This window comes from Pseudomonas fungipugnans (assembly GCF_029955235.1).
In the GTDB taxonomy this organism is placed as follows: domain Bacteria; phylum Pseudomonadota; class Gammaproteobacteria; order Pseudomonadales; family Pseudomonadaceae; genus Aquipseudomonas; species Aquipseudomonas fungipugnans.
On the sequence record NZ_JARBWL010000002.1, the window covers coordinates 1,272,791 to 1,297,826 of the forward strand.

Consider the following 25,036-nt stretch of genomic DNA (forward strand, 5'->3'; position numbering starts at 1 on the left):
CCTATGAGCGAGTTGTTGTCCTCAGTCAGCGATCACCTGTTAGCGCCCGGCGGCGTGACCATCGAGAGCCTGCAAAGTGTGCTGGGCGATCTGGCCGGTCCGGGCATCGATGCGGCCGACCTGTATTTCCAGGGGCAGATTTCCGAGTCCTGGGCGCTGGAAGACGGCATCGTCAAGGAAGGCAGCTTCAACCTCGACCAGGGCGTGGGTGTGCGTGCGCAATCGGGTGAAAAAACCGGTTTTGCCTACAGCAATGCCATCACCCTCGAAGCGCTGGGTGCCGCGGCCCGTGCCGCGCGCTCGATCTCCCGGGCCGGGCAGAACGGCACGGTGCAGGCGTTCACCACTCAGGACGTCGCCCAGTTGTACGGGCCAGACAACCCGCTGGAGGTGATGAGTCGTGCCGAGAAAGTCGAACTGCTCAAACGCATCGACGTCGCCACTCGTGCCCTTGACCCGCGTATCCAGCAAGTCACCGTGAGCATGGCCGGGGTGTGGGAACGCATTCTCGTGGCCTCCACGGATGGCAGTCTGGCGGCGGATGTACGGCCGCTGGTGCGTTTCAACGTCAGCGTGATCGTCGAGCAGAACGGGCGTCGGGAACGTGGCGGCCATGGCGGCGGCGGTCGCACCGATTACCGTTATTTCCTCAGCGATGACCGTGCCATGGGTTATGCCCGTGAAGCGCTGCGTCAGGCGCTGGTGAACCTGGAAGCCATTCCGGCGCCGGCTGGCACGTTGCCGGTTGTCTTGGGTTCGGGCTGGTCCGGCGTGCTGCTGCACGAAGCGGTCGGCCATGGCCTGGAAGGCGATTTCAACCGCAAGGGCAGTTCCGCCTACAGCGGGCGTATGGGCGAGATGGTTGCGTCCAAGCTCTGCACCATCGTCGATGACGGCACCCTGGCCGGTCGTCGTGGCTCGTTGAGCGTCGATGACGAAGGCACCCCGACCGAGTGCACCACGCTGATTGAAAACGGCGTACTCAAGGGCTACATGCAGGACAAACTCAACGCCCGCCTGATGGGCGTGGCGCGCACCGGTAACGGTCGTCGCGAATCCTATGCGCACCTGCCGATGCCCCGCATGACCAACACCTACATGCTGGCGGGCGAAAGCGATCCGGCGGAAATCATCGCCTCGGTGAAGCGTGGCATCTACTGCGCCAACCTCGGCGGCGGTCAGGTGGACATCACCAGTGGCAAGTTCGTGTTCTCCACCAGCGAGGCGTACCTGATCGAGGACGGCAAGATCACCGCTCCGGTCAAAGGCGCGACGTTGATCGGCAACGGGCCGGAAGCCATGAGCAAAGTGTCGATGGTCGGCAACGATCTGGCGCTGGACAGTGGTGTGGGAACGTGTGGCAAGGATGGGCAGTCGGTGCCGGTGGGTGTCGGCCAGCCAACGCTGAAAATCGATGCGATCACTGTGGGTGGCACAGGATCGTAAGAGGCAGTGAGGCTTCGGGTGAGTTGCCAGGCAACTCACCCGGGAAGAGATTTAACGCAGACCGCGTTGAGTCTCGTCCAGCTCACGGATGTACTTGAAGATTTTACGGCTCGATGCCGGTGGCTTGTTGGTCGCCAGTTCGTGCTGGGCCTGACGGATCAGGGAGCGCAACTGTTGACGGTCAGCATCCGGGTAATCGACGACGAATTTCTCCAGGACCGCGTCATCGCCTGCGATCAAACGATCGCGCCAGCGTTCCAGGCCGTGGAAACGTTCGTTGTACTGCCGGGTGGAGGCATCGAGTTGATCGAGCAGCATCAGAATGGCGTCAGTGTCCTGGTCGCGCATCAGTTTGCCGATGAACATCAGGTGCCGTTTACGCGCGATATTCGCGGTGTGCTTCGGCGCATCGGCCAGTGCCCGGCGCATGGCGTCGGTCAACGGCAGTTTTGCCAGCAGGTCAGGCTTGAGTGTTGTAAGGCGCTCGCCAAGGTCAACCAGAGCATGCAGCTCGCGTTTGACCTGGGATTTGCTTTTTTCTCCCGTATCGAGGGAGTCGTCGTAAGAATCAACCATGGTGGCCGTCCGCAAAGAAACGCCGCCATGATAACCAGTCGGGGGCCGCTTGTCCGGCCCGGTCGCTCGAAGGCCCTAGCCGAAAGCAGAATTTGAGTGGAGAACAGCATGAGTGCAGTTGAAAGCGTCGGCCCACAAGCGTTGCCGGCACTGCAAGAGCAAGTCGAGCAGATCATCGCTGAAGCCAGGCGCCAGGGTGCCAGTGCCTGCGAAGTGGCTGTCTCGCTGGAGCAGGGGTTGTCGACGTCGGTGCGTCAGCGGGAAGTCGAAACCGTCGAATTCAACCGCGATCAGGGTTTTGGCATCACCTTGTACGTCGGCCAGCGCAAAGGCTCGGCCAGCACATCGGCCAGTGGCCCGGAGGCGATTCGCGAAACGGTTGCCGCTGCTCTGGCGATTGCCAAACACACCTCCGAAGACGAAGCCTCGGGCCTGGCAGATGCCGCGCTGATGGCCAAAGACTTGAAAGATTTCGACCTGTTTCACCAATGGGACATCACCCCGGAGCAGGCCATCGAGAAGGCGTTGGCCTGTGAAGCGGCGGCGTTTGCCACCGACAGCCGAATCAAGAACGCCGACGGCACCACGCTCAGCACCCACCAGGGCTGCCGTGTGTACGGCAACAGCCACGGTTTTATCGGCGGTTATGCATCGACCCGGCACAGCCTCAGTTGCGTGATGATCGCCGAGGCCGATGGCCAGATGCAGCGCGATTACTGGTACGACGTGAGCCGCCAGGGCAGTTTGCTGGCAGACCCGGTGAGCATCGGCCAGCGTGCCGCGCAACGGGCCGCGAGCCGTCTGGGGGCGCGTCCGGTGCCGACCTGTGAAGTGCCGGTGCTGTTTTCCGCGGAATTGGCCGGTGGCTTGTTCGGCAGTTTCCTGTCGGCAGTGTCTGGTGGCAGTCTGTATCGCAAGTCGTCGTTCCTTGAAGGCACTCTTGGGCAGAAGCTGTTCCCGGACTGGATGACCATCGACGAGCGTCCGCACCTGATGCGCGCCATGGGCAGTTCGGCGTTCGACGGTGATGGCCTGGCGACCTACGCCAAACCGTTCGTCGAGAAGGGCGAGTTGGTGTCGTACATTCTTGGCACCTACTCCGGTCGCAAGCTCGGGATGCCAAGTACCGCAAACGCTGGCGGCGTGCATAACCTGTTCGTCACCCATGGTGATGAAGATCAGGCCGCGTTGTTGCGCCGCATGGGACGTGGCTTGCTGGTGACCGAACTGATGGGCCAAGGCTTGAACATGGTCACGGGCGATTACTCCCGTGGCGCGGCGGGTTTCTGGGTCGAGAACGGCGAGATCCAGTTCGCGGTCCAGGAAGTGACCATTGCCGGCAACATGCGCGACATGTTCAAGCAGATTGTGGCGGTGGGTAATGACCTGGAACTGCGCAGCAACATTCGCACTGGCTCAGTGTTGATCGAGCGGATGACGGTGGCGGGCAGCTAAGCCACACCGTTACAAAAAAGGCGCGCCACCCGATTGGGTGGCGCGCCTTTTTTTATGGCGTTCACACCATCCCCTGTGGGAGCGAGCTTGCTCGCGATAGCAGTGTGTCAGACGACACATATGTTGAATGGTCGACCGTCATCGCGAGCAAGCTCGCTCCCACAATGGATCTCATCTAATGTTGCGGGGTTGTTTTGGTTCTCATTATCATATAATAATAAATCTCATTACCGAATGAGCCCGGATCATGAGTTCTGCCTTGCACGAGCAGCCCTACCTCGAAAGCTGGCGCTGGATGAGTCGCCAGATCCGTTGCGCGATGGATCCCGACGAGCCTCGCCTGATCGAACATTACCTTGCGGAAGGCCGCTATTTGGCGTGTTGCACCGCCACTTCGCCCTGGACCATCGCCGAAACGTCTTTTCGTCTGTTGCTCGATACCGCCGCCGATGTCGCGCTGCCCTGGCACTGGCGCACTTTGTGCCTCGACCAGGCCTGGCGCCCGCTGCGCGAGCTGGAACGCCTCTCCCTGTGCAAATGCCGCCTCAAGCGCTGGCAAAGCTACACCTGGCAACTGGCGACCTGCGAGTTGCAACCCTCGATTCCTCTCATAGAACTGGTGCAAGGATTTTCTGATGACCAAGACACGTATTGAGCGCGATAGCATGGGCGAGCTTCAGGTCCCGATGGACGCTCTGTATGGCGCACAAACCCAGCGCGCAGTGGATAACTTCCCGATCAGTGGCAAGCCGATGCCGGTGCAGTTCGTTCGTGCGCTGATCCTGGCCAAGGCGGCTGCCGCCCGCGCCAACGTTGAGCTCAAGCAGATCAGCGAATCCCAGGGCAAAGCCATTGTCGATGCGGCGCAAGGGTTGCTTGAAGGCGATTTCATGCAGCATTTCCCGGTGGATATCTTCCAGACCGGGTCCGGCACCAGTTCCAACATGAACGCCAACGAAGTGATCGCCACCCTGGCCAGCCGTCTGTTAGGTGAGCCGGTCAACCCGAACGATCACGTCAACTGTGGTCAGAGCAGCAACGACATCATCCCAACCACCATCCACGTCAGCGCGGCTCTGGCGCTGCACGAGCAATTGCTGCCAGCGCTGTTGCATCTGGTGCGGGTGACCGAGCACAAGGCCGGGCAGGTCCATCATCACGTCAAAACCGGACGCACCCACCTGATGGACGCGATGCCGGTGCGCATGAGCCAGGTGCTCAACGGTTGGGCGCAGCAGCTCAAGGCCAATATCGGCCACCTGCAGGATCTGCTGCCAAGTCTGCAATCGCTGGCTCAGGGCGGCACGGCGGTGGGCACCGGGATCAATGCGCATCCGCAGTTCGCGGCGCTATTCAGCCAGCAACTCAGTCACCTGACCCATGTGCAATTCACGCGGGGAAAGGACCTGTTTGCACTGATCGGTTCTCAGGACACCGCCGTAGCCGTCTCCGGCCAGCTCAAGGCCACAGCCGTTTCGCTGATGAAAATCGCCAACGACTTACGCTGGATGAACTCTGGTCCGCTGGCCGGGCTCGGCGAAATCGAGCTTGAAGCGTTGCAGCCGGGCTCCTCGATCATGCCGGGCAAGGTCAATCCGGTAATCCCGGAAGCCACCGCGATGGTTGCGGCTCAGGTCATTGGTAACGACACGGTGATCACCATTGCCGGTCAGTCGGGCAATTTCGAGCTGAATGTGATGCTGCCGATCATCGCGCAGAACCTGCTGAGCAGTATCGAGTTGCTGGCCAATGCCAGCCGTTTGCTGGCGGACAAGGCCATTGCCAGCTTCAAGGTCAATGACGCCAGGCTCAAGGAAGCGCTGTCGCGTAACCCGATTCTGGTTACCGCACTCAACCCGATCATTGGTTATCAAAAAGCCGCTGAAATCGCCAAGAAGGCTTATCAGCAGGGCCGTCCGGTGATTGATGTCGCCCTGGAACACACCGACCTGACACGCAGCCAGCTTGAGGTTTTGCTTGATCCGGAAAAGCTGACCGCAGGCGGCGTCTAACTCCCGCTACCGCTTTGGAGGCTCATCATGGAGCACTGGAAACGCACGATCGAAAGGGCTAATCGCTGTTTCATGCTGGGCGAATTCATCGATGCCCGCGAAGCCTATTTGCAGGCATTGGCCCTGGCCCAGGTGTTGTTCGAGCGTTGGGCGGATGCCGACGAAGCCGTGGCGGCCTGTGTCATATCCCATCACAACCTGGCCGACCTGCATTTGCGTCTGAATCAGCCGGAGGAGAGCGCCGAATATCTGTGCGCTATCCATCAGCGGTTGTTGCAAACCCTGCAGGATCCGCGACTGACGCCGGCGCTGCGTGAAGCCGCGTTGCGCCAGAGCAGCAAGACCTACGTCGAACTGCTGAATTTCATCAGCGAATACGGCGAATACCCGCGAACCCAACGCTTGCTGCCTACCGATGCCGCCTCACCCCGGTATCAACCTGCGTCTTTTCAACATGGAGTCCATTGAAATGGCTTTTACCTTGCCTGCCTTGCCGTACGCCTACGATGCCCTGGAGCCGCACATCGATGCGCAAACCATGGAAATCCACTACACCAAGCATCATCAGACCTACATCAATAACCTGAACGCCGCTGTTGAGGGCACCGAGTTTGCCGAGTGGTCAGTGGAAAAACTGGTGGCCGGCGTGCAGCAACTTCCAGAAAGTCTGCGCGCGGCGGTGATCAATCAGGGTGGGGGGCACGCCAACCATTCGCTGTTCTGGGAAGTGATGGCGCCTAACGCCGGGGGCAAGCCCGACGGTGCGCTGGCCAAGGCGATTGAAGAACAACTGGGCGGTCTGGACAGTTTCAAGGAGGCCTTTACCAAAGCCGCGTTGACTCGTTTCGGCAGTGGCTGGGCCTGGCTGAGCGTCACCCCGCAAAAGACCCTCGTAGTGGAGAGCAGCGGCAATCAGGACAGCCCGTTGATGAATGGCAACACGCCAATCCTCGGTCTGGATGTCTGGGAACACGCCTATTACCTGCAATATCAGAACCGCCGCCCGGAATACATCAATGCGTTTTTCAACGTGATCAATTGGCCCGAAGTTGCTGCGCGCTATCAGGCCGCGCTGGTCTGAGTCATCCATAAAAATAATCCAAGGCTGACTATGGGCACTGAAACACTGACGATCGGCGGCGGGCGAATGTTTCGCTACGCTTTCGGATCGTTGTTGCTGTTGGCGGGCATGACGTTACTGGCTGCCCATGGGCTGGCCTGGCTGGACCTTGAGCCGAAACTTTCCCGGGCCCTGCAAGGCGGTGCGATTTGTGCCTTGGGCACTGCGCTGGGTGCTGTGCCGGTGTTGGTGATCCGGCGCATGCCGCAGACCGTCAGTGATACGTTGCTTGGCTTTGGCGCCGGGGTGATGCTGGCGGCGACCGCATTTTCGCTGATCGTGCCGGGCATCGCGGCGGCCGAAAACCTGGGCCTTGCGCCTTGGGGCGCCAGCGGTTTGATCAGCTTGGGCATCATGCTCGGGGCGTTGGGGCTGTTTCTGGTGGATCGCAAAGTCTCTGGCGCTTCCCCGACAACGCGAGTGAGGACGCATGAGCATCCTGTTATCCCGCCACGGATCTGGCTGTTCGTCTTTGCGATCATTGCCCACAACATTCCTGAAGGCATGGCCGTCGGTGTTTCAGCGGGCGGGGGGATGCCCGATGCCGACAGTCTTGCGATGGGCATTGCTTTGCAGGATGTGCCTGAAGGGTTGGTGATTGCGCTGGTATTGGCCGGGGCAGGGATGTCGCGGGTCAGGGCGTTCCTGATCGGCGCCGCTTCAGGGCTGGTGGAACCGGTGTTTGCGCTGCTGTGCGCCTGGCTGGTGAGCCTGGCTGAAGTGCTGTTGCCTTTGGGGTTGGCATTGGCAGCGGGGGCGATGCTACTGGTGGTGACGCATGAAATCATTCCCGAGTCGCGGCGCAATGGTCACGACAAGCTCGCCAGCCTTGGGCTGTTGATCGGGTTTTGTCTGATGATGGTGATGGATACGGCTTTGGCTTGATTACCTTTTGTGGCGAGGGCGCTTTGTTCCCTCGCCACAAAAGGCGGTCTTGCTTATGCGTTACTCGCCTTCGTCGAAGAAGTTGTTGATCAGGTTTACCAGGGCCTGTAACGCCTCATCCGCTTGCTCACCTTCGGTACTCAAGTGAATTTTTGTGCCCTTGCCAGCTGCCAGCATCATCATCGCCATGATGCTTTTACCGTCGACCATCGATTCAGGTGTGCGCCCGGCCCTGATCTGGCAGGGGAACTGGCCCGCCACGCCAACAAATTTCGCAGAAGCACGGGCATGCAGGCCCAGCTTGTTAATAATTTCAATTTCCAGAGCAGGCATCGCGGTGTGAATCCTTTAGCTGAGGTCGCGGTGGCGAACCTGGACGTTCTTCAGGGATTGTTGCAGGACCTGGCCCAGACGTTCAGTCAGGTAGACGGAGCGGTGATGCCCGCCGGTACAGCCAATGGCAATGGTGACGTAGGCACGGTTGCTGGCGGCAAAGCGGGGCAGCCATTTGAGCAGGTACGAGGAGATGTCCTGGAACATCTCCTCGACATCCGGTTGCGCTGCCAGATAATCGGCCACCGGTTGATCCTGTCCCGACAGCGCGCGCAATTCCGGCTTCCAATAGGGGTTCGGCAAGCAGCGCACGTCGAACACCAGGTCCGCATCCACCGGCATGCCACGCTTGAACCCGAAGGACTCAACCAGGAACGCGGTCCCGGGCTCCGGCTGGTTCAGCAGGCGCAGCTTGATGGTGTCGCGCAGCTGGTACAGGTTCAGGTTAGTGGTGTTGACCTTGAGGTCGGCCAGGTCGGCAATGGGCCCCAGCAGATGCGTTTCGTCTTCAATGGCTTCTGCCAGTGAGCGATTGCCGCTGCTCAACGGGTGGCGACGGCGGGTTTCGGAAAAGCGCTTGAGCAGGGTTTCTTCGTCGGCGTCCAGGTACACCACATCGCACTGGATGTGCCGGCTGCGGACTTCTTCAAGCAATTCGGGAAAACGCGACAGGTGGCTGGGCAGGTTGCGCGCATCAATCGACACAGCGACCAGTGGCTGTGCGAGTTCGGTGTGAATCAATGCACGTTCGGCCAGTTCCGGCAGTAACCCGGCGGGCAGGTTGTCGATGCAGTAGTAGCCGTTGTCCTCAAGGACATCGAGCGCGGTACTTTTACCTGAGCCGGAGCGGCCACTGACAATGATCAAGCGCATGATTACTGACCGTTTTGCTCGCTCAGGACAACCTGATACAAGGCTTCGTTGCTTGGGGCGCTGCGCAGGCGATCACGGACTTCCTTGCGATCAAGCATGCTGGCGATCTGACGAAGCAATTCAAGGTGGGCATCGGTGGCCGCTTCCGGGACCAGCAGCACAAACAGCAGGTCAACCGGAGCACCGTCGATGGCATCAAAATCAATCGGAGCGTCCAGGTGCATCAGGGCGCTGATGGGCGAAGTACAGCCCTTGAGCCGGCAGTGGGGAATGGCGATGCCGTTGCCAAAACCGGTGGAACCGAGTTTTTCACGGGCAATCAGAGCCTCGAAGACATCTTGCATCTCCAGATCCGGTACTTCCCGGGCGATCAGGTTGGCAATTTGTTCGAGGGCTTTCTTTTTACTGCCACCCGGCACGTTCACCAAGGAACGGCCGGGGGTCAGGATGTTTTCAAGTCGGATCATGGGTTGGGAGTGTTAACGACCGGTTGCGCCTTGAAGCTGGCGCTGGGTCTTTTCCTTATGCTTTAGGAGTTGGCGATCCAGTTTGTCGGTGAGCAGGTCGATTGCCGCATACATGTCGTCATGTTCGGCGTTGGCGACCACTTCACCGCCGGGTATATGCAGCGTGGCTTCGATTTTCTGTTTCAGCTTTTCGACCGTCATCGTGACTTGCACATTGGTGATCTTGTCGAAATGCCCGGCGATCTTCTTGAGTTTTGCCTCAACGTACTCGCGCAGGGGGGGAGTCACTTCCAGTTGGTGTCCACTGATGTTGACTTGCATACAGCTTCTCCTTCGTTGCCAGTGCATAAAGCGGCAGGTAGGAATACCTGCCACTGGAACGCTGTGCTGTGGCTTACATCAACCGCTTGCGTTCGCTCGAAGGCGCGATCCCCAGGGATTCGCGGTACTTGGCGACGGTGCGGCGAGCCACCTGAATGCCTTGTGCCTCCAGTAAACCAGCGATCTTGCTGTCACTCAACGGCTTTTTCTGATTTTCCGCGGCAACCAGTTTTTTGATGATCGCGCGGATCGCCGTGGACGAGCATTCGCCGCCTTCGGAGGTGCTGACGTGGCTGGAGAAAAAGTATTTCAGTTCATAAATACCCCGAGGGGTGTGCATGAATTTTTGCGTGGTCACCCGGGAAATCGTCGATTCGTGCATGCCGACCGCTTCGGCGATGTCATGCAGTACCAGCGGTTTCATGGCTTCGTCGCCGTATTCGAGAAAGCCGCGCTGATGCTCGACGATCTGGGTGGCCACTTTCATCAGGGTTTCATTACGGCTTTGCAGGCTCTTGATGAACCAGCGGGCTTCCTGCAGCTGATTGCGCATGAAGGTGTTGTCGGCGCTGGTGTCGGCGCGGCGCACGAAACCGGCGTACTGGGCGTTGACCCGCAGCCGTGGCACCGACTCCTGATTCAGCTCCACCAGCCAGCGCTCGTTGTCCTTGCGCACGATCACATCGGGTACGACGTACTCGGCTTCGCTGGACTCGATCTGCGAGCCAGGGCGCGGGTTGAGGCTCTGTACCAGTTCGATGACTTGGCGCAGTTCATCTTCCTTGAGCTTCATGCGGCGCATCAGTTGGCCGTAGTCGCGGCTGCCCAACAGGTCGATGTAGTCAGTGACCAGGCGTTTTGCCTCGGCCAGCCAGGGCGTTTTGGTTGCGAGCTGGCGCAATTGCAGTAACAGGCACTCGCCCAGGTTGCGGGCGCCGATGCCGGCCGGTTCGAATTGCTGGATGCGGTGCAGGACGGCTTCGATTTCGTCCAGTTCGATGTCCAGCTCCGGATCGAAGGCCTCAAGGATTTCCTCAAGGGTTTCGTCCAGGTAGCCCTGATTGTTGATGCAGTCGATCAGGGTGACGGCGATCAGGCGGTCGGTGTCGGACATCGGTGCCAGGTTCAATTGCCAGAGCAGGTGGCTTTGCAGGCTTTCGCCTACGGATGTGCGGGTGGTGAAATCCCACTCGTCGTCATCGTTGCTCGGCAGGCTGCTGGCGCTGGTCTGGTAGACGTCTTCCCAGGCGGTGTCGACGGGCAGCTCGTTGGGAATTCGCTCGTTCCAGTCGCCTTCCTCTAGGTTATCCACCGTGGGGGCGGTTTCCTGGTAGGAGGGCTCTTGAATATCGGCGTTGGGTTGCTGTTCGGCTTTGTCGGCCAGGGGATCGGCATTATCGAAGTCGTCGCCTTCTTCCTGGCGTTCGAGCATCGGATTGGACTCCAGGGCCTCCTGGATTTCCTGTTGCAGGTCCAGGGTCGACAATTGGAGCAGGCGGATGGCCTGTTGCAGCTGCGGTGTCATCGTCAGCTGCTGGCCCATTCTCAAGACTAGCGATGGTTTCATGGCTGGGGCTTAACACCTTATTCGCCGGCGCACATGCGCCATCCACTACAGGGCGCCGAAGCGCCAAACATAAGCAAATTATATGCCCGAAACCGCAGCGTTTGCCTAGAGCGCTGTAACAATAAAAACCTATAAAGCTTTATTGACAGGGTGCCCTTGCTGAAAGCCGAACATCTTTGAAGCGCAGTGTTTGCCTAGAGCGCTGTAACAATAAAAAACGATTGATTTTTTATTGAAGCAAGCGCCCGGACAATCCGCCAGACACTTCAGCGCTTACAGGCGGAACTCATGGCCCAGATACACTTCCTTGACCAGCTCGTTGGCCAGGATGGTGGCGGAGTCGCCTTCGGCGATCAGCTGGCCATCGTTGACGATGTAGGCGGTTTCGCAGATGTCCAGGGTTTCACGGACGTTGTGGTCGGTGATCAGCACGCCAATGCCTTTGGCCTTGAGGTGATGGATGATCTGTTTGATGTCGCCCACCGAAATCGGGTCCACACCGGCGAAGGGTTCGTCGAGGAGGATGAATTTGGGTGCGGTCGCCAGCGCCCGGGCGATTTCCACGCGGCGGCGTTCACCACCGGAGAGGCTCATGCCCAGGTTGTCGCGGATGTGGCTGATGTGGAATTCCTGCAGCAGGCTTTCCAGCTCCTTGCGACGACCGGCCTTGTCGAGCTCCTTGCGGGTCTCGAGGATGGCCATGATGTTGTCGGCCACCGACAATTTGCGGAAGATCGACGCTTCTTGCGGAAGATAGCCGATACCTGCCTTTGCACGGCCGTGCATTGGCTGGTGGCTGACGTCCAGGTCGTCGATCAGTACGCGACCCTGATCGGCCTGTACCAGGCCTACGATCATGTAGAAGCAGGTGGTCTTGCCGGCGCCGTTAGGGCCGAGCAGGCCAACGATCTGGCCGCTGTCGATGGACAGGCTGACGTCACGCACAACCTGGCGGCTCTTGTAGCTCTTGGCCAAATGCTGGGCTTTAAGAGTCGCCATTATTTAGCCTTCTGCTTCGGCGGGATCACCATGTCGATCCGTTGGCGCGGAGTGGTGATTGGCGCGCCATTGGCACGACCGGCAGTTGCAACCTGTTTCACCGTGTCATAGACGATTTTCTCGCCTTCGGTGGTGCTGCCATCGTCGCTGATCACTTTGGCCTGATCGATCAGTACAATGCGATTTTGCTGGGCATGGTACTGAATGGTCTTGCCATAGCCTTTGACCGGCTGCGGGGAGTCGATTTTCTGCTTCTGCTCGAAATACGCCAGGTTGCCCACGGAGGTGACGACATCGATGTCGCCGGCGGGGGTGCGAGTCAGCGTCACGGTATTGCCCTTGACGATCATCGAGCCTTGAGTAATGACGACGTCGCCCTTGTAGGTGGCGATGCCTTGCTTGTCATCCAGCTGCGCGTCGTCGGCTTGAACGCGGATAGGCTGTTCGCTATCGTTCGGCAGAGCCCAGGCGCTCACGCTTCCCAGTGCTGCGCCCAGACTGAGCAAAATAGGGAGGGTTTTAACGAGCCTCATACTGTCCTCTTACGTTCGATAGCAGGTGTATCCTGCTTTCTTTCAAATACGCTTTCATTCCCGTGCCAAATGACACGCCGCCAGCTCCGTCAATTCTAACGGGTTGCTCGGTCTGCGCATATTGCTGCTGCGGGAACACTGTCATGCGGGTACTGGTAATAATGGTGTCACGGTTCTTTTCGTCGGTGCGTGCAATACGCACCGAGTCGATCAGTTCTACCTGTGTACCGTCCGGATTGACCTCGCCGCGCAAGCTCGTCACATGCCACGGGTATTCACTGCCGCGGTACATGTTCAGGTCGGGGTTGGTCAGCAGCGACACGTCGCTCGCCTTCAAATGCTCGACCTTGTCGGACGTCAGGTCATATTGCAAACCACCGTCCGGCAGGAACTGCATGCTGTGGGCGTTGGTGGCGTAATAGTCGATCGCGCTTTCATCGACCTTGACCACTGGCTTGTCGAGGAAGCGTTCAGGGCTGATGTTCCAGTAGCCGACCGCCGCGAATATCGCGGCGATGACAGTGAACAGCAGGAAATTGCGAAACTTTTTACTCAGCATAATTGGCTCACAGGTACGCGGCGTTGGCCGCATCGAGGCGGCCCTGGGCGCGCAGGATCAGTTCGCAGAACTCGCGGGCGGCACCTTCGCCACCACGGGCAAGGGTGATGCCGTGGGCGTGTTCACGCACAAAGCTTGCAGCGTTGGCCACCGCCATGCCCAGGCCGACGCGGCGAATCACCGGCAGGTCCGGCAGGTCGTCACCGAGGTAGGCCACCTGTTCATAGCTTAGGTTGAGTTGCGCAAGAAGCTCGTCGAGCACCACCAGTTTGTCTTCGCGACCCTGATACAGATGGGGAATGCCGAGGTTTTTTGCTCGCCGCTCGACCACCGGGGTCTTGCGGCCGCTGATGATAGCGGTCTGCACGCCGGCTGCCATCAACATCTTGATGCCCTGGCCGTCCAGTGTGCTGAACGTCTTGAATTCGCTGCCGTCTTCGAGGAAGTACAGGCGACCGTCGGTCAGGACGCCGTCGACGTCAAAAACCGCCAGTTTGATCTGTTTGCCGCGTTGCAGCAGGTCATCGCTCACTTACATCACTCCCGCACGCAGCAAATCGTGCATGTTAAGGGCGCCAACCGGGCGGTCTTCGCTATCGACCACCACCAGTGCGTTGATTTTGTTGTCTTCCATGATTTTGAGCGCTTCAGCGGCGAGCATCTCGGCGCGGGCGGTCTTGCCATGGGTGGTCATTACTTGATCGATGGTCGCGTGATGAATGTCGATGGCGCGGTCCAGGGAGCGGCGCAGGTCGCCGTCGGTGAAGATCCCGGCGAGGGTGCCATCGGCTTCCAGGATCACGGTCATGCCCAGGCCCTTGCGGGTCATTTCCATCAATGCGTCCTTTAGCAGCGTGCCGCGCTGGACCTTTGGCAGTTCATCGCCGGCGTGCATGACATGTTCCACCTTGAGCAGCAGACGTCGGCCCAGGGCGCCGCCCGGATGGGAAAAGGCGAAATCTTCGGCGGTAAAACCGCGCGCTTCCAGCAAGGCAACCGCCAGGGCATCGCCCATGACCAGCGCGGCGGTGGTCGAAGAGGTCGGTGCCAGGTTCAGTGGGCAAGCCTCGTGCTCGACATGCACATTGAGATTGACCTCCGCGGCCTTGGCCAGCGGCGACTCGGGATTGCCGGTCATGCTGATCAATTGAATGCCCAGGCGCTTGATCAGCGGCAGCAGGGTCACGATTTCGTTGGTGGAGCCGGAGTTCGACAGTGCCAGAATGATGTCGTCACGGGTGATCATGCCCATGTCGCCGTGGCTGGCTTCGGCCGGGTGGACGAAAAAAGCCGTGGTGCCGGTGCTGGCCAGGGTGGCGGCAATCTTGTTGCCGATGTGCCCCGATTTGCCCATGCCGACCACGACCACGCGGCCTTTGCTGGCCAGAATCATCTCGCAAGCGCGTACGAAATCTGCGTCGATATGGGGCAGCAAGCCGTTTACGGCTTCCAGTTCGAGGCGGATGGTGCGTTGTGCCGATTGAATCAGCTCGCTGGATTGGCTCATGTCAGAAATCGTATAGCCCGATGAAAAGGCGGCGATTATAGCGGTAATGATCAAAACCCTCACGCAAGTTCGTCAGCCTTTGTCATTCACTGTTACCGAATCGCTCTGTAACAGGAGTTTTTGCCTGTCAAGTTGCTGAACATCGTCTGGCATGGGCCTTGGGCGCTTGCCCTTTGCAGTGATATAGTTCGCCGCCAGTTCGGCCTGCCCGGGAGGTATGTGCTTTCGCCAGAAAGCCAGGCGTCCGAGTGAGAGGCTGCATCGCAAGGAGTTTAGATGAGTGCCGATAACGCCTACGCGGTCGAGCTGAAGGGACTGTCCTTCAAGCGCGGTGCGCGCAGCATTTTCAATAACATCGATATCCGCATCCCGCGCGGCAAGGTCACCGGCATCATGGGACCTTCCGGGTGTGGCAAGACCACGCTGCTGCGGCTGATGGGGGCGCAATTGCGTCCTTCCAGCGGCGAAGTCTGGGTCAACGGTCAGAACCTGCCGAATCTGTCGCGCAGTGATCTGTTCGATGCGCGCAAGCACATGGGTGTGCTGTTCCAGAGCGGCGCCCTGTTTACCGACCTCGATGTCTTCGAGAACGTGGCTTTTCCCCTGCGCGTTCATACCCAGTTGCCGGAAGAAATGATCCGCGACATCGTCCTGCTCAAGTTGCAGGCGGTGGGCTTGCGTGGCGCCATCGACCTGATGCCCGACGAGTTGTCAGGCGGCATGAAGCGTCGTGTCGCGCTGGCGCGGGCCATTGCCCTCGACCCGCAGATCCTCATGTATGACGAGCCCTTTGTCGGCCAGGACCCTATCGCCATGGGCGTGCTGGTGCGCCTGATCCGCCTGCTCAACGATGCGCTGGGCATCACCAGTATCGTGGTGTCCCACGATCTGGCCGAGACAGCGAGCATTGCCGATTACATTTATGTAGTGGGCGATGGGCAAGTATTGGGGCAGGGCACGCCGGACGAGTTGATGAGCTCGGAGGAGCCGCGTATCCGTCAATTCATGACGGGTGATCCCGACGGTCCGGTTGCGTACCACTTTCCAGCGACGGATTACCGCGCAGATCTTCTGGGGAAGCGTTGATGCGCAAGATTTCACTGATAGAAAAGGTGCGTCGCTTCGGCGAAGGGGCTATCGATGCCATTGCCGTGTTCGGCCGCGCGACGCTGTTCCTGTTTCATGCCCTGATCGGCCGTGGCGGCATTGGCGGCGGCTTCGGCTTGCTGGTCAAACAGTTGCATTCGGTGGGCGTGATGTCCCTGGTGATCATTGTGGTCTCCGGGGTGTTCATCGGCATGGTGCTGGCGCTGCAGGGGTTCAACATCCTCTCCAGCTACGGTTCGGAGCAGGCGGTCGGCCAGATGGTTGCGCTGACGCTGCTGCGTGAACTGGGCCCGGTCGTGACGGCCTTGCTGTTTGCCGGGCGCGCCGGTTCGGCGCTGACCGCCGAAATCGGCAACATGAAGTCCACCGAGCAGTTGTCCAGTCTGGAAATGATTGGCGTCGACCCGCTCAAGTACATCATTGCCCCACGCCTGTGGGCCGGCTTCATTTCCCTGCCGGTGCTGGCGATGATTTTCAGCGTCGTCGGGATCTGGGGTGGTTCCTGGGTAGCTGTCGACTGGCTGGGGGTCTATGACGGCTCTTACTGGGCGAACATGCAAAACAGCGTGACGTTCAATGGCGATGTGCTCAACGGCATCATCAAAAGCATTGCTTTCGCCTTTGTCGTGACCTGGATCGCCGTATTCCAAGGCTATGACTGTGAGCCCACTTCCGAGGGGATCAGCCGTGCCACTACCAAGACCGTGGTATATGCCTCTTTGGCAGTACTCGGCCTGGACTTTATTCTGACTGCCTTGATGTTTGGAGATTTCTGATGCAAAACCGCACCCTGGAAATCGGTGTAGGCCTTTTCTTGCTGGCTGGCATCCTGGCTTTGCTGTTGCTTGCGTTGCGGGTCAGTGGCCTGTCCCCGAGCGCAACGACCGATACGTATAAACTTTACGCTTACTTCGACAATATCGCCGGTTTGACTGTCAGAGCCAAAGTGACCATGGCCGGTGTGACCATCGGCAAGGTCACGGCGATCGATCTGGACCGCGACAGTTTCACTGGCCGGGTGACGATGCAACTGGAAAAACGCGTAGATAATCTGCCGACTGACTCCACTGCATCTATCCTGACGGCTGGCCTGTTGGGCGAGAAATACATCGGTATCAGCGTGGGTGGCGAACAAGCCTTGCTCAAGGATGGTGGAACCATCCATGACACCCAGTCGTCGCTGGTGCTCGAGGACCTGATCGGTAAATTCCTGCTCAATACCGTTAGCAAAGACGCCAAATAAGGAGTTTTTCCATGATTTCTACCTTGCGACGTGGCCTGCTGGTACTGCTCGCAACATTGCCGCTGATGGGCAACGCCGTGGCGGATACGTCCGCGCACGCGCTCGTGCAGGACACTACCAATCGGCTGCTGGCCGATCTGGCGGCCAATAAAGAGAAGTACAAGCACGATCCGCAAGACTTCTATACGGCGTTGAACACTATCGTCGGGCCTGTCGTGGATGCCGAGGGCATTTCCAAAAGCATCATGACGGTCAAGTACTCGCGCAAAGCCACGCCAGCGCAAATGCAGACCTTTCAGGAAAACTTCAAGAAGGGTCTGTTCCAGTTTTATGGCAACGCGTTGCTTGAGTACAACAACCAGGGCATCGTCGTTGATCCTGCCAAGGATGAGTCAGGCGACCGCACCAGCGTTGGCATGACAGTCAAGGGCAGCAACGGCGCGGTTTATCCGGTTTCCTACACCCTTGAGAAAATCAACGGCGAGTGGAAACTGCGCAACGTGGTCATCAACGGCATCAACATCGGCAAGCTGTTCCGTGACCAGTTCGCTGACGCGATGCAGCGCAATGGCAACGATCTGGACAAGACCATCAATGGTTGGGCCGGTGAAGTCGCCAAAGCCAAGCAAGCCACTGAAGAGAAACAGGCCCAATGAGTGAGTCGGCTGTTCGCATGAACGAAACCGGCGAGCTGCTGCTCAGTGGCGTGCTGGATTACCGCAGTGGCCCGGGCCTGCGCAAGCAGGGCCAGGCGCTGATCAAGTCGAGCAAGGCTGCCGCACTGGTAGTCGACTGCTCGGCAGTGGAGAAGTCCAGCAGCGTCGGCTTGTCGCTGTTGCTGTGCTTCATACGCGATGCCCAGGCGGCCGGCAAGGCCCTGAGCATCCGCGCAATGCCCGAAGACATGCGCGAAATCGCTCAGGTCAGCGAACTGACCGAGCTGTTGGCGCACCCCTGAGCGACATCTATAAAGAAGCCCCCCGTCAGAGTCCTGTGAATGCGGGGTTCGCAGGCGCGGGGCTTTTTTGTATGATGTCCGACCCGTGCGCACAGGGCGCCGATTGAGGTTGAGCATGCAGGCCGTAGAAGTTAAGAGCTTCCTTGAGGGAAAGCTGCCAGATACGAAGGTAGAAGTTGAAGGCGAAGGCTGCAACTTTCAGCTGAACGTGATTAGCGATGAACTGGCGGCGTTGAGCCCGGTGAAGCGTCAGCAGCAGATCTATGCGCATTTGAACCCGTGGATCACCGATGGCAGCATCCATGCGGTCACTATGAAATTTTTCAGCAGCGCGGCCTGGGCCGAGCGCACCTGAGCCCAAGGGCGTCGAGATTCTTATGGATAAACTGATTATTACCGGCGGCGTTCGTCTTGATGGCGAAATCCGCATCTCCGGGGCAAAAAACTCTGCCCTGCCGATTCTGGCTGCAACCCTGCTGTGCGATGGCCCGGTGACCGTGGCCAACCTGCCACACCTGCACGACATCACCACCATGATCGAGCTGTTCGGTCGCATGGGCATCGAGCCGGTGATCGACGAGAAGCTCAGCGTCGAAATCGACCCGCGCACCATCAAGACCCTGATCGCTCCGTACGAACTGGTGAAAACCATGCGTGCGTCGATCCTGGTGCTGGGCCCGATGGTTGCCCGTTTCGGTGAAGCCGAAGTCGCGCTGCCTGGCGGTTGCGCCATCGGTTCGCGTCCGGTTGACCTGCACATCCGTGGCCTCGAAGCCATGGGCGCGATCATCGACGTCGAAGGCGGCTACATCAAGGCCAAGGCGCCTGAAGGCGGCCTGCGCGGTGCGAACTTCTTCTTCGACACCGTCAGCGTAACCGGCACCGAAAACATCATGATGGCCGCGGCTCTGGCCAAGGGCCGCAGCGTGTTGCAAAACGCCGCTCGCGAACCTGAAGTCATCGATCTGGCGAACTTCCTGATCGCCATGGGCGCCAAGATCAGCGGCGCCGGCACCGACACCATCACCATCGATGGCGTCGAGCGTCTGCACCCGGCCACTTACAAAGTGATGCCGGACCGTATCGAGACCGGCACCTACCTGGTTGCTGCTGCCGTGACCGGCGGCCGTGTGAAGGTCAAGGACACCGATCCGACCATCCTCGAAGCCGTTCTGGAAAAGCTTCGCGAAGCCGGCGCCGAAATCACCTGCGGCGAAGACTGGATCGAGCTGAACATGCACGGCAAGCGGCCCAAAGCCGTCAACGTGCGGACCGCTCCGTACCCGGCATTCCCGACCGACATGCAGGCGCAGTTCATCTCGCTCAACGCCATTGCCGAAGGCACCGGTGCCGTGATCGAGACGATCTTCGAAAACCGCTTCATGCACGTCTATGAGCTGCACCGCATGGGCGCCAAGATCCAGGTCGAAGGCAACACTGCCATTGTTACCGGCACCGAAGTCCTCAAGGGCGCGCCTGTCATGGCGACCGACCTGCGGGCTTCTGCCAGCCTGGTGATTTCGGCCCTGATCGCCGAAGGCGACACCCTGATCGACCGCATCTACCACATAGACCGTGGTTACGAGTGCATCGAAGAGAAACTGCAGATGCTCGGCGCCAAGATCCGCCGCGTACCGGGCTAGTTTCTGCTGCATGGGCGCAGGGACGCGCCCGTTGAATTCGTTTCAGGTCGAGGGCATTGCGCCCTCGATGTGTGTCCGGCGCCGATTGCGACCGGGCATGAGTACCTTGATAAGGACTGACGTTTCCCATGTTGACCATCGCACTGTCCAAGGGCCGCATCCTTGACGACACCCTGCCGCTTCTGGCTGAAGCGGGCATCGTGCCGACCGAGAATCCGGACAAGAGCCGCAAGCTGATCATCCCCACGACCCAGCCCGACGTACGTCTGCTGATCGTGCGCGCCACCGACGTGCCGACTTACGTCGAACATGGTGCCGCGGACCTGGGCGTCGCCGGTAAAGATGTGCTGATGGAATATGGCGGCCAGGGTCTCTACGAGCCATTGGATCTGCGAATTGCCCTGTGCAAGCTGATGACGGCCGGCAAGGTCGGCGCCGTCGAGCCCAAGGGCCGTCTGCGTGTCGCCACCAAATTCGTCAATGTTGCCAAGCGTTACTACGCCGAGCAGGGCCGTCAGGTCGATATCATCAAGCTCTATGGCTCGATGGAGCTGGCGCCGCTGATCGGTCTGGCAGACAAGATCATTGACGTGGTCGACACCGGCAACACGCTGCGGGCCAATGGCCTGGAGCCACAGGATTTCATCGCTGACATCAGCTCCCGGCTGATCGTCAACAAAGCGTCCATGAAAATGCAGCACGCCCGTATCCAGGCGTTGATCGACACCCTGCGCAAGGCAGTGGAGTCTCGACACCGCGGCTGATTCACCTGCGCGGCCATAAACCGCGCCCGTCTATCCGCCTCATAGCCAGAATTCTCGGGTGCCCAAGCGGATCAGCGGCTAGCTTAGGGCGCCCGAGTTTTTGCCAATCCTATGAGGCTCTCGCTATGACCGCACCGACTGCAATTCGCCGACTCAACGCTGCTGACCCGGATTTCGCGCATCATCTGGATCATCTGCTGAGCTGGGAAAGTGTGTCTGACGACTCGGTCAATCAGCGGGTGCTGGACATCATCAAAGCCGTGCGCGAACGTGGCGATGCGGCGTTGGTGGAGTTCACCCAGAAGTTCGACGGTCTGCAAGTCGCCTCCATGGCCGACCTGATCCTGCCGCGCGAACGCCTGGAACTGGCCCTGACCCGGATCACCGCGCCCCAGCGCGAAGCCCTTGAGAAAGCCGCCGCTCGGGTGCGCAGCTACCACGAAAAACAGAAGCAGGACTCCTGGAGCTACACCGAAGCTGACGGCACGGTGCTGGGCCAGAAAGTCACGCCGCTGGACCGCGCCGGTCTGTACGTACCGGGTGGCAAGGCGTCTTACCCCTCGTCGGTATTGATGAACGCGATTCCGGCCAAGGTGGCGGGTGTGACCGAGGTGGTCATGGTCGTGCCAACGCCACGCGGTGAAATCAACGAGCTGGTACTGGCCGCCGCCTGCATCGCTGGCGTGGATCGCGTGTTCACCATCGGCGGCGCACAAGCCGTTGCTGCACTGGCTTACGGCACCGAAAGCGTGCCGAAGGTCGATAAAGTGGTCGGGCCGGGCAACATCTATGTCGCCACCGCCAAACGTCATGTATTCGGCCAGGTCGGTATTGACATGATTGCCGGCCCGTCGGAAATTCTGGTGGTGTGCGATGGCCAGACCGATCCGGACTGGATCGCCATGGACCTGTTCTCCCAGGCCGAGCACGACGAAGACGCGCAAGCGATTCTGGTCAGCCCCGACGCCGAATTTCTCGACAAGGTTGCCGCCAGCATCAGCAAACTGCTGCCGACCATGGAACGCGCCGCCATCATCGAAACCTCGATCAATGGTCGTGGTGCGCTGATCAAGGTCCGCGACATGGAGCAGGCCATCGAAGTCGCCAACCGCATCGCCCCGGAACACCTGGAGTTGTCGGTTGCCGATCCGCAAGCCTGGTTGCCGAAGATCCGCCACGCCGGTGCGATCTTCATGGGGCGTCACACCTCTGAGGCACTGGGCGATTACTGCGCAGGGCCGAACCACGTATTGCCGACCTCTGGTACTGCGCGCTTCTCTTCGCCGCTGGGTGTCTATGACTTCCAGAAACGCTCGTCGATCATCTTCTGCTCCGAGCAGGGCGCTTCCGAACTGGGCAAGACCGCATCCGTGCTAGCCCGTGGCGAGTCGCTGACCGCGCACGCCCGTAGCGCCGAATACCGCATCGTTGACGAAGACTCTCTACAAGGGCAGGGCAACTGAACATGAGTAAATTCTGGAGTTCGTTCGTCAAGGATCTGGTGCCTTACGTGCCGGGTGAGCAGCCGAAGCTGGCGAAACTGGTGAAGCTCAACACCAACGAAAACCCCTACGGCCCATCGCCCAAAGCCCTGGCAGCGATGCAGACCGAGCTGAACGATAATCTGCGCCTGTACCCGGACCCGAACAGTGACCGGCTGAAAAACGCCGTGGCCACCTATTACGGTGTGCAGAGCAATCAGGTGTTCCTCGGCAACGGTTCCGATGAAGTCCTGGCGCACATCTTTCACGGCTTGCTGCAACACGACCGCCCGATCCTGTTCCCGGACATCAGCTACAGCTTCTATCCGGTGTATTGCGGGTTGTACGGCATCAAGTTCGACGCGGTGCCGCTGGACGCGCAGTTCCAGATCGACCCGGCGGACTACGCCAAGCCCAACGGCGGGATCATTTTCCCCAACCCCAACGCTCCCACCGGTTGCCTGCTGGCGCTGGATGCCGTCGAGCAAATTCTCAAGGCCAGCCCGGACTCGGTGGTGGTCGTGGATGAGGCGTACATCGACTTCGGCGGCGAGACGGCGATCAGCCTGGTGGACCGTTATCCGAACTTGCTGGTGACCCAGACCCTGTCCAAGTCCCGTTCGTTGGCGGGCCTGCGGGTTGGTTTGGCGGTGGGGCATCCAGAGCTGATCGAGGCGCTGGAGCGGATCAAGAACAGCTTCAACTCCTATCCGCTGGATCGTCTGGCGAACGTGGGGGCTGCGGCGGCGTTCGAGGATCGCGAGTACTTCGACAAGACGTGCGGTCTGGTCATCGAACATCGTGAGAAGGTGGTGTCGCAGCTGGAGGCGAAGGGGTTTGAGGTGTTGCCGTCGGCGGCGAACTTCATCTTCGCCCGTCACCCACAGCACGATGCGGCCGGGCTGGCGACGAAGTTACGTGAGCAGGGCGTGATTGTCCGCCACTTCAAACAGGAACGGATTGCTCAGTTCCTGCGGATTTCGATTGGCACACCTGAGCAGAATCAGGCGCTGATCGACGGCCTGGGCGACCTCTAGACCCTCATCAATCCCTGTGGGAGCGTGGCTTGCCCGCGATGAACGATAACGCGGTGAGTCTGATGCACCGCGGTGTGCCTATCGCGGGCAAGCCACGCTCCCACAAGGTTTTTGCGGTGTCTGGTTACTCTTCTTCTTTCACCGGCGCCGGCGGTGGACGCAGGCCCACTTCTGCGGTCAGCTTGATTTCCTTGCCGTTGCGCATCACCTGAATCGCCACCTTGTCCGTCGGCTTGATCCGCGCCACCTGGTTCATCGAGCGGCGGCCATCGCCGGCCGGTTCGCCGTCAATACTCAGAATCACGTCACCCAGTTGCAGGCCGGCCTTCTGCGCCGGACCGTCGCGGAAAATCCCCGCCACGACAATTCCCGGACGCCCGGACAGGCCAAACGATTCCGCCAGTTCCTGGGTCAACGGCTGCACTTCGATACCGAGCCAGCCGCGAATCACCTGGCCGTGTTCAATGATCGACTTCATCACCTCCGTGGCCAGCTTGATCGGGATCGCGAAACCAATGCCCTGAGAGCCACCGGACTTGGAGAAAATCGCCGTGTTGATGCCGGTCAGATTGCCGTTGGCATCCACCAGCGCGCCGCCGGAGTTGCCGGGGTTGATCGCGGCGTCGGTCTGGATGAAGTCTTCGTAGTTGTTCAGGCCCAGCTGATTACGCCCGGTGGCGCTGATGATGCCCATGGTCACGGTCTGGCCGACCCCGAACGGGTTGCCGATGGCCAGTGCGACATCGCCGATGCGGATGTTGTCGGAGCGACCGATGGTGATCGACGGCAGGTTTTTCAGGTCGATCTTCAACACCGCGAGATCGGTTTCCGGGTCGCTGCCGATCACTCGGGCCAGGGTTTCACGTCCGTCCTTGAGCGCTACAACTATCTGGTCGGCGCCGGTGGTCACGTGGTTGTTGGTCAGAATGTAGCCTTCGGGGCTCATGATCACGCCGGAGCCGAGGCTCGATTCCATGCGCTTCTGCTTGGGCGAGTTGTCACCGAAGAAGCGCCGGAATTGCGGGTCCTCGAACAGCGGATGGCTGGTCTTGTTGATGACCTTGGTGGTGTACAGATTGACCACCGCTGGCGCCGCAATGACCACGGCATCGGCATACGACACCGGTCCCTGTTGCACGCTGGTGGTCTGTGGCGCTTGCTGCAGGTTGACGTCAAGGCTTGGCAGCCCGACCCATTGTGGGTAACGCTGGATTATCAACAGAGCGATAAGCACGCCGGCCAACAACGGCCAGCCGGAAAAACGCAGCGCCTTGAGCATTAAGCAAGTCCTACAGAGGTTGCAGGCGGTATGAGACCGCCCATAATGTCGCGCATTATACGAGGCCGCGTGCGCCTCGGAACGGGATATTTAGGAGTCTTTTATGGCCGTTGCCCTGAACACCCTGGTCGAAGAAGCGGACCGCTACCTGGCCAGTGCAAAGATTGCCGATTATTGCCCAAACGGCTTGCAGGTCGAGGGCCGTCCGCAGGTCATGCGCATCGTCAGCGGCGTCACCGCCAGCCAGGCCCTGCTCGATGCTGCCGTGGAAGCCAAGGCCGATCTGGTGCTGGTGCATCACGGCTATTTCTGGAAAGGCGAGAACCCGTGCATCACCGGCATGAAACAGCGCCGATTGAAGACCTTGCTCAAGCACGACATCAGCCTGTTGTCCTATCACTTGCCGCTGGACCTGCACCCGGAGGTTGGCAATAACGTGCAGCTCGCTCGGCAACTGGACATCACTGTCGAAGGTCCGCTGGATCCGGATAACCTGAAAGTCGTCGGTCTGGTCGGTTCCCTGGCTGAGCCGATGAGCCCGCGTGATTTCGCCCGGCGTGTGCAGGAAGTCATGGGCCGCGAACCGTTGCTGATCGAAGGCAGCGAGATGATTCGCCGAATCGGCTGGTGCACCGGCGGCGGTCAGGGTTACATCGACCAGGCGGTGTTGGCAGGGGTTGATCTGTACCTCAGCGGCGAAGCGTCCGAGCAGACGTTCCACAGCGCCCGGGAAAACGACATCAGCTTCATCGCCGCCGGCCACCACGCCACCGAGCGCTATGGTGTGCAGGCGCTGGGGGATTACCTGGCGCGACGGTTTGCCCTTGAACACATCTTCATTGATTGCCCGAATCCGATCTGATTGGCAAAT

Annotated in this window: 30 protein-coding genes; 18 read left to right on the plus strand and 12 right to left on the minus strand. The window is 59.7% G+C overall.

All coding sequences use genetic code 11. From position 1 onward, the window contains the following. Window positions 1-3: 3 nt before the first annotated feature. Window positions 4-1,446 carry a metalloprotease TldD gene (tldD, locus tag POF45_RS20535; protein WP_259499375.1) on the plus strand — a complete coding sequence of 481 codons (1,443 nt, stop codon included), beginning with the start codon at window positions 4-6 and terminating at the stop codon, window positions 1,444-1,446. Window positions 1,447-1,497: 51 nt separating this feature from the next. Here the strand turns inward: tldD and yjgA are convergent, their stop codons facing one another. Beyond that, window positions 1,498-2,022 (minus strand): ribosome biogenesis factor YjgA, encoded by a 525-nt coding sequence (gene yjgA, locus POF45_RS20540; RefSeq protein WP_259499377.1) that lies wholly within the window; start codon window positions 2,020-2,022, stop codon window positions 1,498-1,500. Between the two features lie 108 nt (window positions 2,023-2,130). Here yjgA and pmbA point away from each other — a divergent pair, with 108 nt between their 5' ends. The 6 genes from pmbA to POF45_RS20570 all read left to right on the plus strand — a co-directional run bounded on the left by pmbA (window position 2,131) and on the right by POF45_RS20570 (window position 7,494). After that, window positions 2,131-3,477 carry a metalloprotease PmbA gene (gene pmbA / locus POF45_RS20545; RefSeq protein WP_282316584.1) on the plus strand — a complete coding sequence of 449 codons (1,347 nt, stop codon included), beginning with the start codon at window positions 2,131-2,133 and terminating at the stop codon, window positions 3,475-3,477. A gap of 247 nt (window positions 3,478-3,724) precedes the next feature. Beyond that, window positions 3,725-4,132, plus strand: a complete 408-nt coding sequence (locus tag POF45_RS20550) for a FagA protein (protein WP_259499381.1) — start codon at window positions 3,725-3,727, stop codon at window positions 4,130-4,132. After that, window positions 4,113-5,489: a class II fumarate hydratase gene (locus POF45_RS20555; protein WP_282316585.1), complete on the plus strand. Its 1,377-nt coding sequence runs from the start codon at window positions 4,113-4,115 to the stop codon at window positions 5,487-5,489. Before POF45_RS20550 ends, POF45_RS20555 begins: the two co-directional genes overlap by 20 nt. 27 nt (window positions 5,490-5,516) lie before the next feature. Continuing rightward, the gene (locus tag POF45_RS20560; protein WP_259499385.1) at window positions 5,517-5,957 is read left to right on the plus strand and encodes a DUF2753 family protein; all 441 of its coding nucleotides are present in this window, start codon (window positions 5,517-5,519) and stop codon (window positions 5,955-5,957) included. A 1-nt stretch (window position 5,958) separates the two neighbouring features. Continuing rightward, the gene (locus POF45_RS20565; RefSeq protein ID WP_282316586.1) at window positions 5,959-6,570 is read left to right on the plus strand and encodes a superoxide dismutase; all 612 of its coding nucleotides are present in this window, start codon (window positions 5,959-5,961) and stop codon (window positions 6,568-6,570) included. A 30-nt stretch (window positions 6,571-6,600) separates the two neighbouring features. Then, on the plus strand, window positions 6,601-7,494 hold the full coding sequence (locus tag POF45_RS20570; RefSeq protein WP_282316587.1) for a ZIP family metal transporter: 894 nt from the start codon (window positions 6,601-6,603) through the stop codon (window positions 7,492-7,494). 60 nt (window positions 7,495-7,554) lie between these two features. On the opposite strand, the gene POF45_RS20575 is transcribed toward POF45_RS20570, so the two are convergent. From POF45_RS20575 to POF45_RS20620, 10 genes are all read right to left on the minus strand, one after another. Beyond that, window positions 7,555-7,827: an HPr family phosphocarrier protein gene (locus tag POF45_RS20575; RefSeq protein WP_259499391.1), complete on the minus strand. Its 273-nt coding sequence runs from the start codon at window positions 7,825-7,827 to the stop codon at window positions 7,555-7,557. Between the two features lie 15 nt (window positions 7,828-7,842). Then, window positions 7,843-8,700, minus strand: a complete 858-nt coding sequence (gene rapZ, locus POF45_RS20580) for an RNase adapter RapZ (RefSeq protein ID WP_259499393.1) — start codon at window positions 8,698-8,700, stop codon at window positions 7,843-7,845. 2 nt (window positions 8,701-8,702) lie between these two features. Further along, a complete protein-coding gene (gene ptsN / locus POF45_RS20585; RefSeq protein ID WP_259499394.1) occupies window positions 8,703-9,167 on the minus strand; it encodes a PTS IIA-like nitrogen regulatory protein PtsN in 465 nt (154 codons plus the stop codon). A 12-nt stretch (window positions 9,168-9,179) separates the two neighbouring features. Beyond that, window positions 9,180-9,488, minus strand: a complete 309-nt coding sequence (hpf, locus tag POF45_RS20590) for a ribosome hibernation-promoting factor, HPF/YfiA family (RefSeq protein ID WP_259499395.1) — start codon at window positions 9,486-9,488, stop codon at window positions 9,180-9,182. A gap of 73 nt (window positions 9,489-9,561) precedes the next feature. Continuing rightward, on the minus strand, window positions 9,562-11,055 hold the full coding sequence (locus POF45_RS20595) for an RNA polymerase factor sigma-54 (RefSeq protein WP_259499397.1): 1,494 nt from the start codon (window positions 11,053-11,055) through the stop codon (window positions 9,562-9,564). Between the two features lie 273 nt (window positions 11,056-11,328). Beyond that, window positions 11,329-12,054: an LPS export ABC transporter ATP-binding protein gene (gene lptB / locus POF45_RS20600; RefSeq protein ID WP_259499399.1), complete on the minus strand. Its 726-nt coding sequence runs from the start codon at window positions 12,052-12,054 to the stop codon at window positions 11,329-11,331. Then, window positions 12,054-12,587, minus strand: a complete 534-nt coding sequence (lptA, locus tag POF45_RS20605) for a lipopolysaccharide transport periplasmic protein LptA (RefSeq protein ID WP_259499401.1) — start codon at window positions 12,585-12,587, stop codon at window positions 12,054-12,056. The genes lptB and lptA overlap by 1 nt, the downstream gene beginning before the upstream one ends. Continuing rightward, window positions 12,574-13,146, minus strand: coding sequence for an LPS export ABC transporter periplasmic protein LptC (lptC, locus tag POF45_RS20610; protein WP_259499403.1), 573 nt, complete (start codon window positions 13,144-13,146; stop codon window positions 12,574-12,576). The genes lptA and lptC overlap by 14 nt, the downstream gene beginning before the upstream one ends. Window positions 13,147-13,153: 7 nt before the next feature. Continuing rightward, the gene (locus tag POF45_RS20615; RefSeq protein WP_259499405.1) at window positions 13,154-13,678 is read right to left on the minus strand and encodes a KdsC family phosphatase; all 525 of its coding nucleotides are present in this window, start codon (window positions 13,676-13,678) and stop codon (window positions 13,154-13,156) included. Then, on the minus strand, window positions 13,679-14,653 hold the full coding sequence (locus POF45_RS20620; RefSeq protein WP_259499407.1) for a KpsF/GutQ family sugar-phosphate isomerase: 975 nt from the start codon (window positions 14,651-14,653) through the stop codon (window positions 13,679-13,681). It lies immediately after the preceding gene. Between the two features lie 276 nt (window positions 14,654-14,929). On the opposite strand from POF45_RS20620, the gene POF45_RS20625 reads away from it, so the two are divergent. From POF45_RS20625 to hisC, 10 genes are all read left to right on the plus strand, one after another. Continuing rightward, window positions 14,930-15,739, plus strand: a complete 810-nt coding sequence (locus POF45_RS20625; RefSeq protein WP_282316588.1) for an ATP-binding cassette domain-containing protein — start codon at window positions 14,930-14,932, stop codon at window positions 15,737-15,739. Continuing rightward, window positions 15,739-16,536, plus strand: coding sequence for a lipid asymmetry maintenance ABC transporter permease subunit MlaE (gene mlaE / locus POF45_RS20630; protein ID WP_259499411.1), 798 nt, complete (start codon window positions 15,739-15,741; stop codon window positions 16,534-16,536). Before POF45_RS20625 ends, mlaE begins: the two co-directional genes overlap by 1 nt. Further along, complete coding sequence (gene mlaD, locus POF45_RS20635; protein ID WP_018927199.1) at window positions 16,536-17,003, plus strand: outer membrane lipid asymmetry maintenance protein MlaD; 468 nt, start codon at window positions 16,536-16,538, stop codon at window positions 17,001-17,003. The genes mlaE and mlaD overlap by 1 nt, the downstream gene beginning before the upstream one ends. Window positions 17,004-17,014: 11 nt before the next feature. After that, on the plus strand, window positions 17,015-17,659 hold the full coding sequence (locus POF45_RS20640) for an MlaC/ttg2D family ABC transporter substrate-binding protein (protein WP_259499414.1): 645 nt from the start codon (window positions 17,015-17,017) through the stop codon (window positions 17,657-17,659). Beyond that, complete coding sequence (locus tag POF45_RS20645) at window positions 17,656-17,961, plus strand: STAS domain-containing protein (RefSeq protein ID WP_259499415.1); 306 nt, start codon at window positions 17,656-17,658, stop codon at window positions 17,959-17,961. Before POF45_RS20640 ends, POF45_RS20645 begins: the two co-directional genes overlap by 4 nt. 115 nt (window positions 17,962-18,076) lie before the next feature. Next, a complete protein-coding gene (locus POF45_RS20650; protein WP_076028636.1) occupies window positions 18,077-18,316 on the plus strand; it encodes a BolA family protein in 240 nt (79 codons plus the stop codon). A 22-nt stretch (window positions 18,317-18,338) separates the two neighbouring features. After that, window positions 18,339-19,604 carry a UDP-N-acetylglucosamine 1-carboxyvinyltransferase gene (gene murA, locus POF45_RS20655; protein WP_259499418.1) on the plus strand — a complete coding sequence of 422 codons (1,266 nt, stop codon included), beginning with the start codon at window positions 18,339-18,341 and terminating at the stop codon, window positions 19,602-19,604. Window positions 19,605-19,732: 128 nt separating this feature from the next. Next, a complete protein-coding gene (gene hisG / locus POF45_RS20660; protein ID WP_121757288.1) occupies window positions 19,733-20,368 on the plus strand; it encodes an ATP phosphoribosyltransferase in 636 nt (211 codons plus the stop codon). 125 nt (window positions 20,369-20,493) lie between these two features. Continuing rightward, window positions 20,494-21,831, plus strand: a complete 1,338-nt coding sequence (gene hisD, locus POF45_RS20665) for a histidinol dehydrogenase (protein ID WP_282316593.1) — start codon at window positions 20,494-20,496, stop codon at window positions 21,829-21,831. A 2-nt stretch (window positions 21,832-21,833) separates the two neighbouring features. Continuing rightward, the gene (gene hisC / locus POF45_RS20670) at window positions 21,834-22,886 is read left to right on the plus strand and encodes a histidinol-phosphate transaminase (protein ID WP_282316595.1); all 1,053 of its coding nucleotides are present in this window, start codon (window positions 21,834-21,836) and stop codon (window positions 22,884-22,886) included. A gap of 124 nt (window positions 22,887-23,010) precedes the next feature. On the opposite strand, the gene algW is transcribed toward hisC, so the two are convergent. Beyond that, complete coding sequence (gene algW, locus POF45_RS20675) at window positions 23,011-24,165, minus strand: Do family serine endopeptidase AlgW (RefSeq protein WP_259499425.1); 1,155 nt, start codon at window positions 24,163-24,165, stop codon at window positions 23,011-23,013. 103 nt (window positions 24,166-24,268) lie between these two features. Here algW and POF45_RS20680 point away from each other — a divergent pair, with 103 nt between their 5' ends. Continuing rightward, a complete protein-coding gene (locus POF45_RS20680) occupies window positions 24,269-25,027 on the plus strand; it encodes a Nif3-like dinuclear metal center hexameric protein (protein WP_259499427.1) in 759 nt (252 codons plus the stop codon). Window positions 25,028-25,036 lie beyond the last annotated feature (9 nt).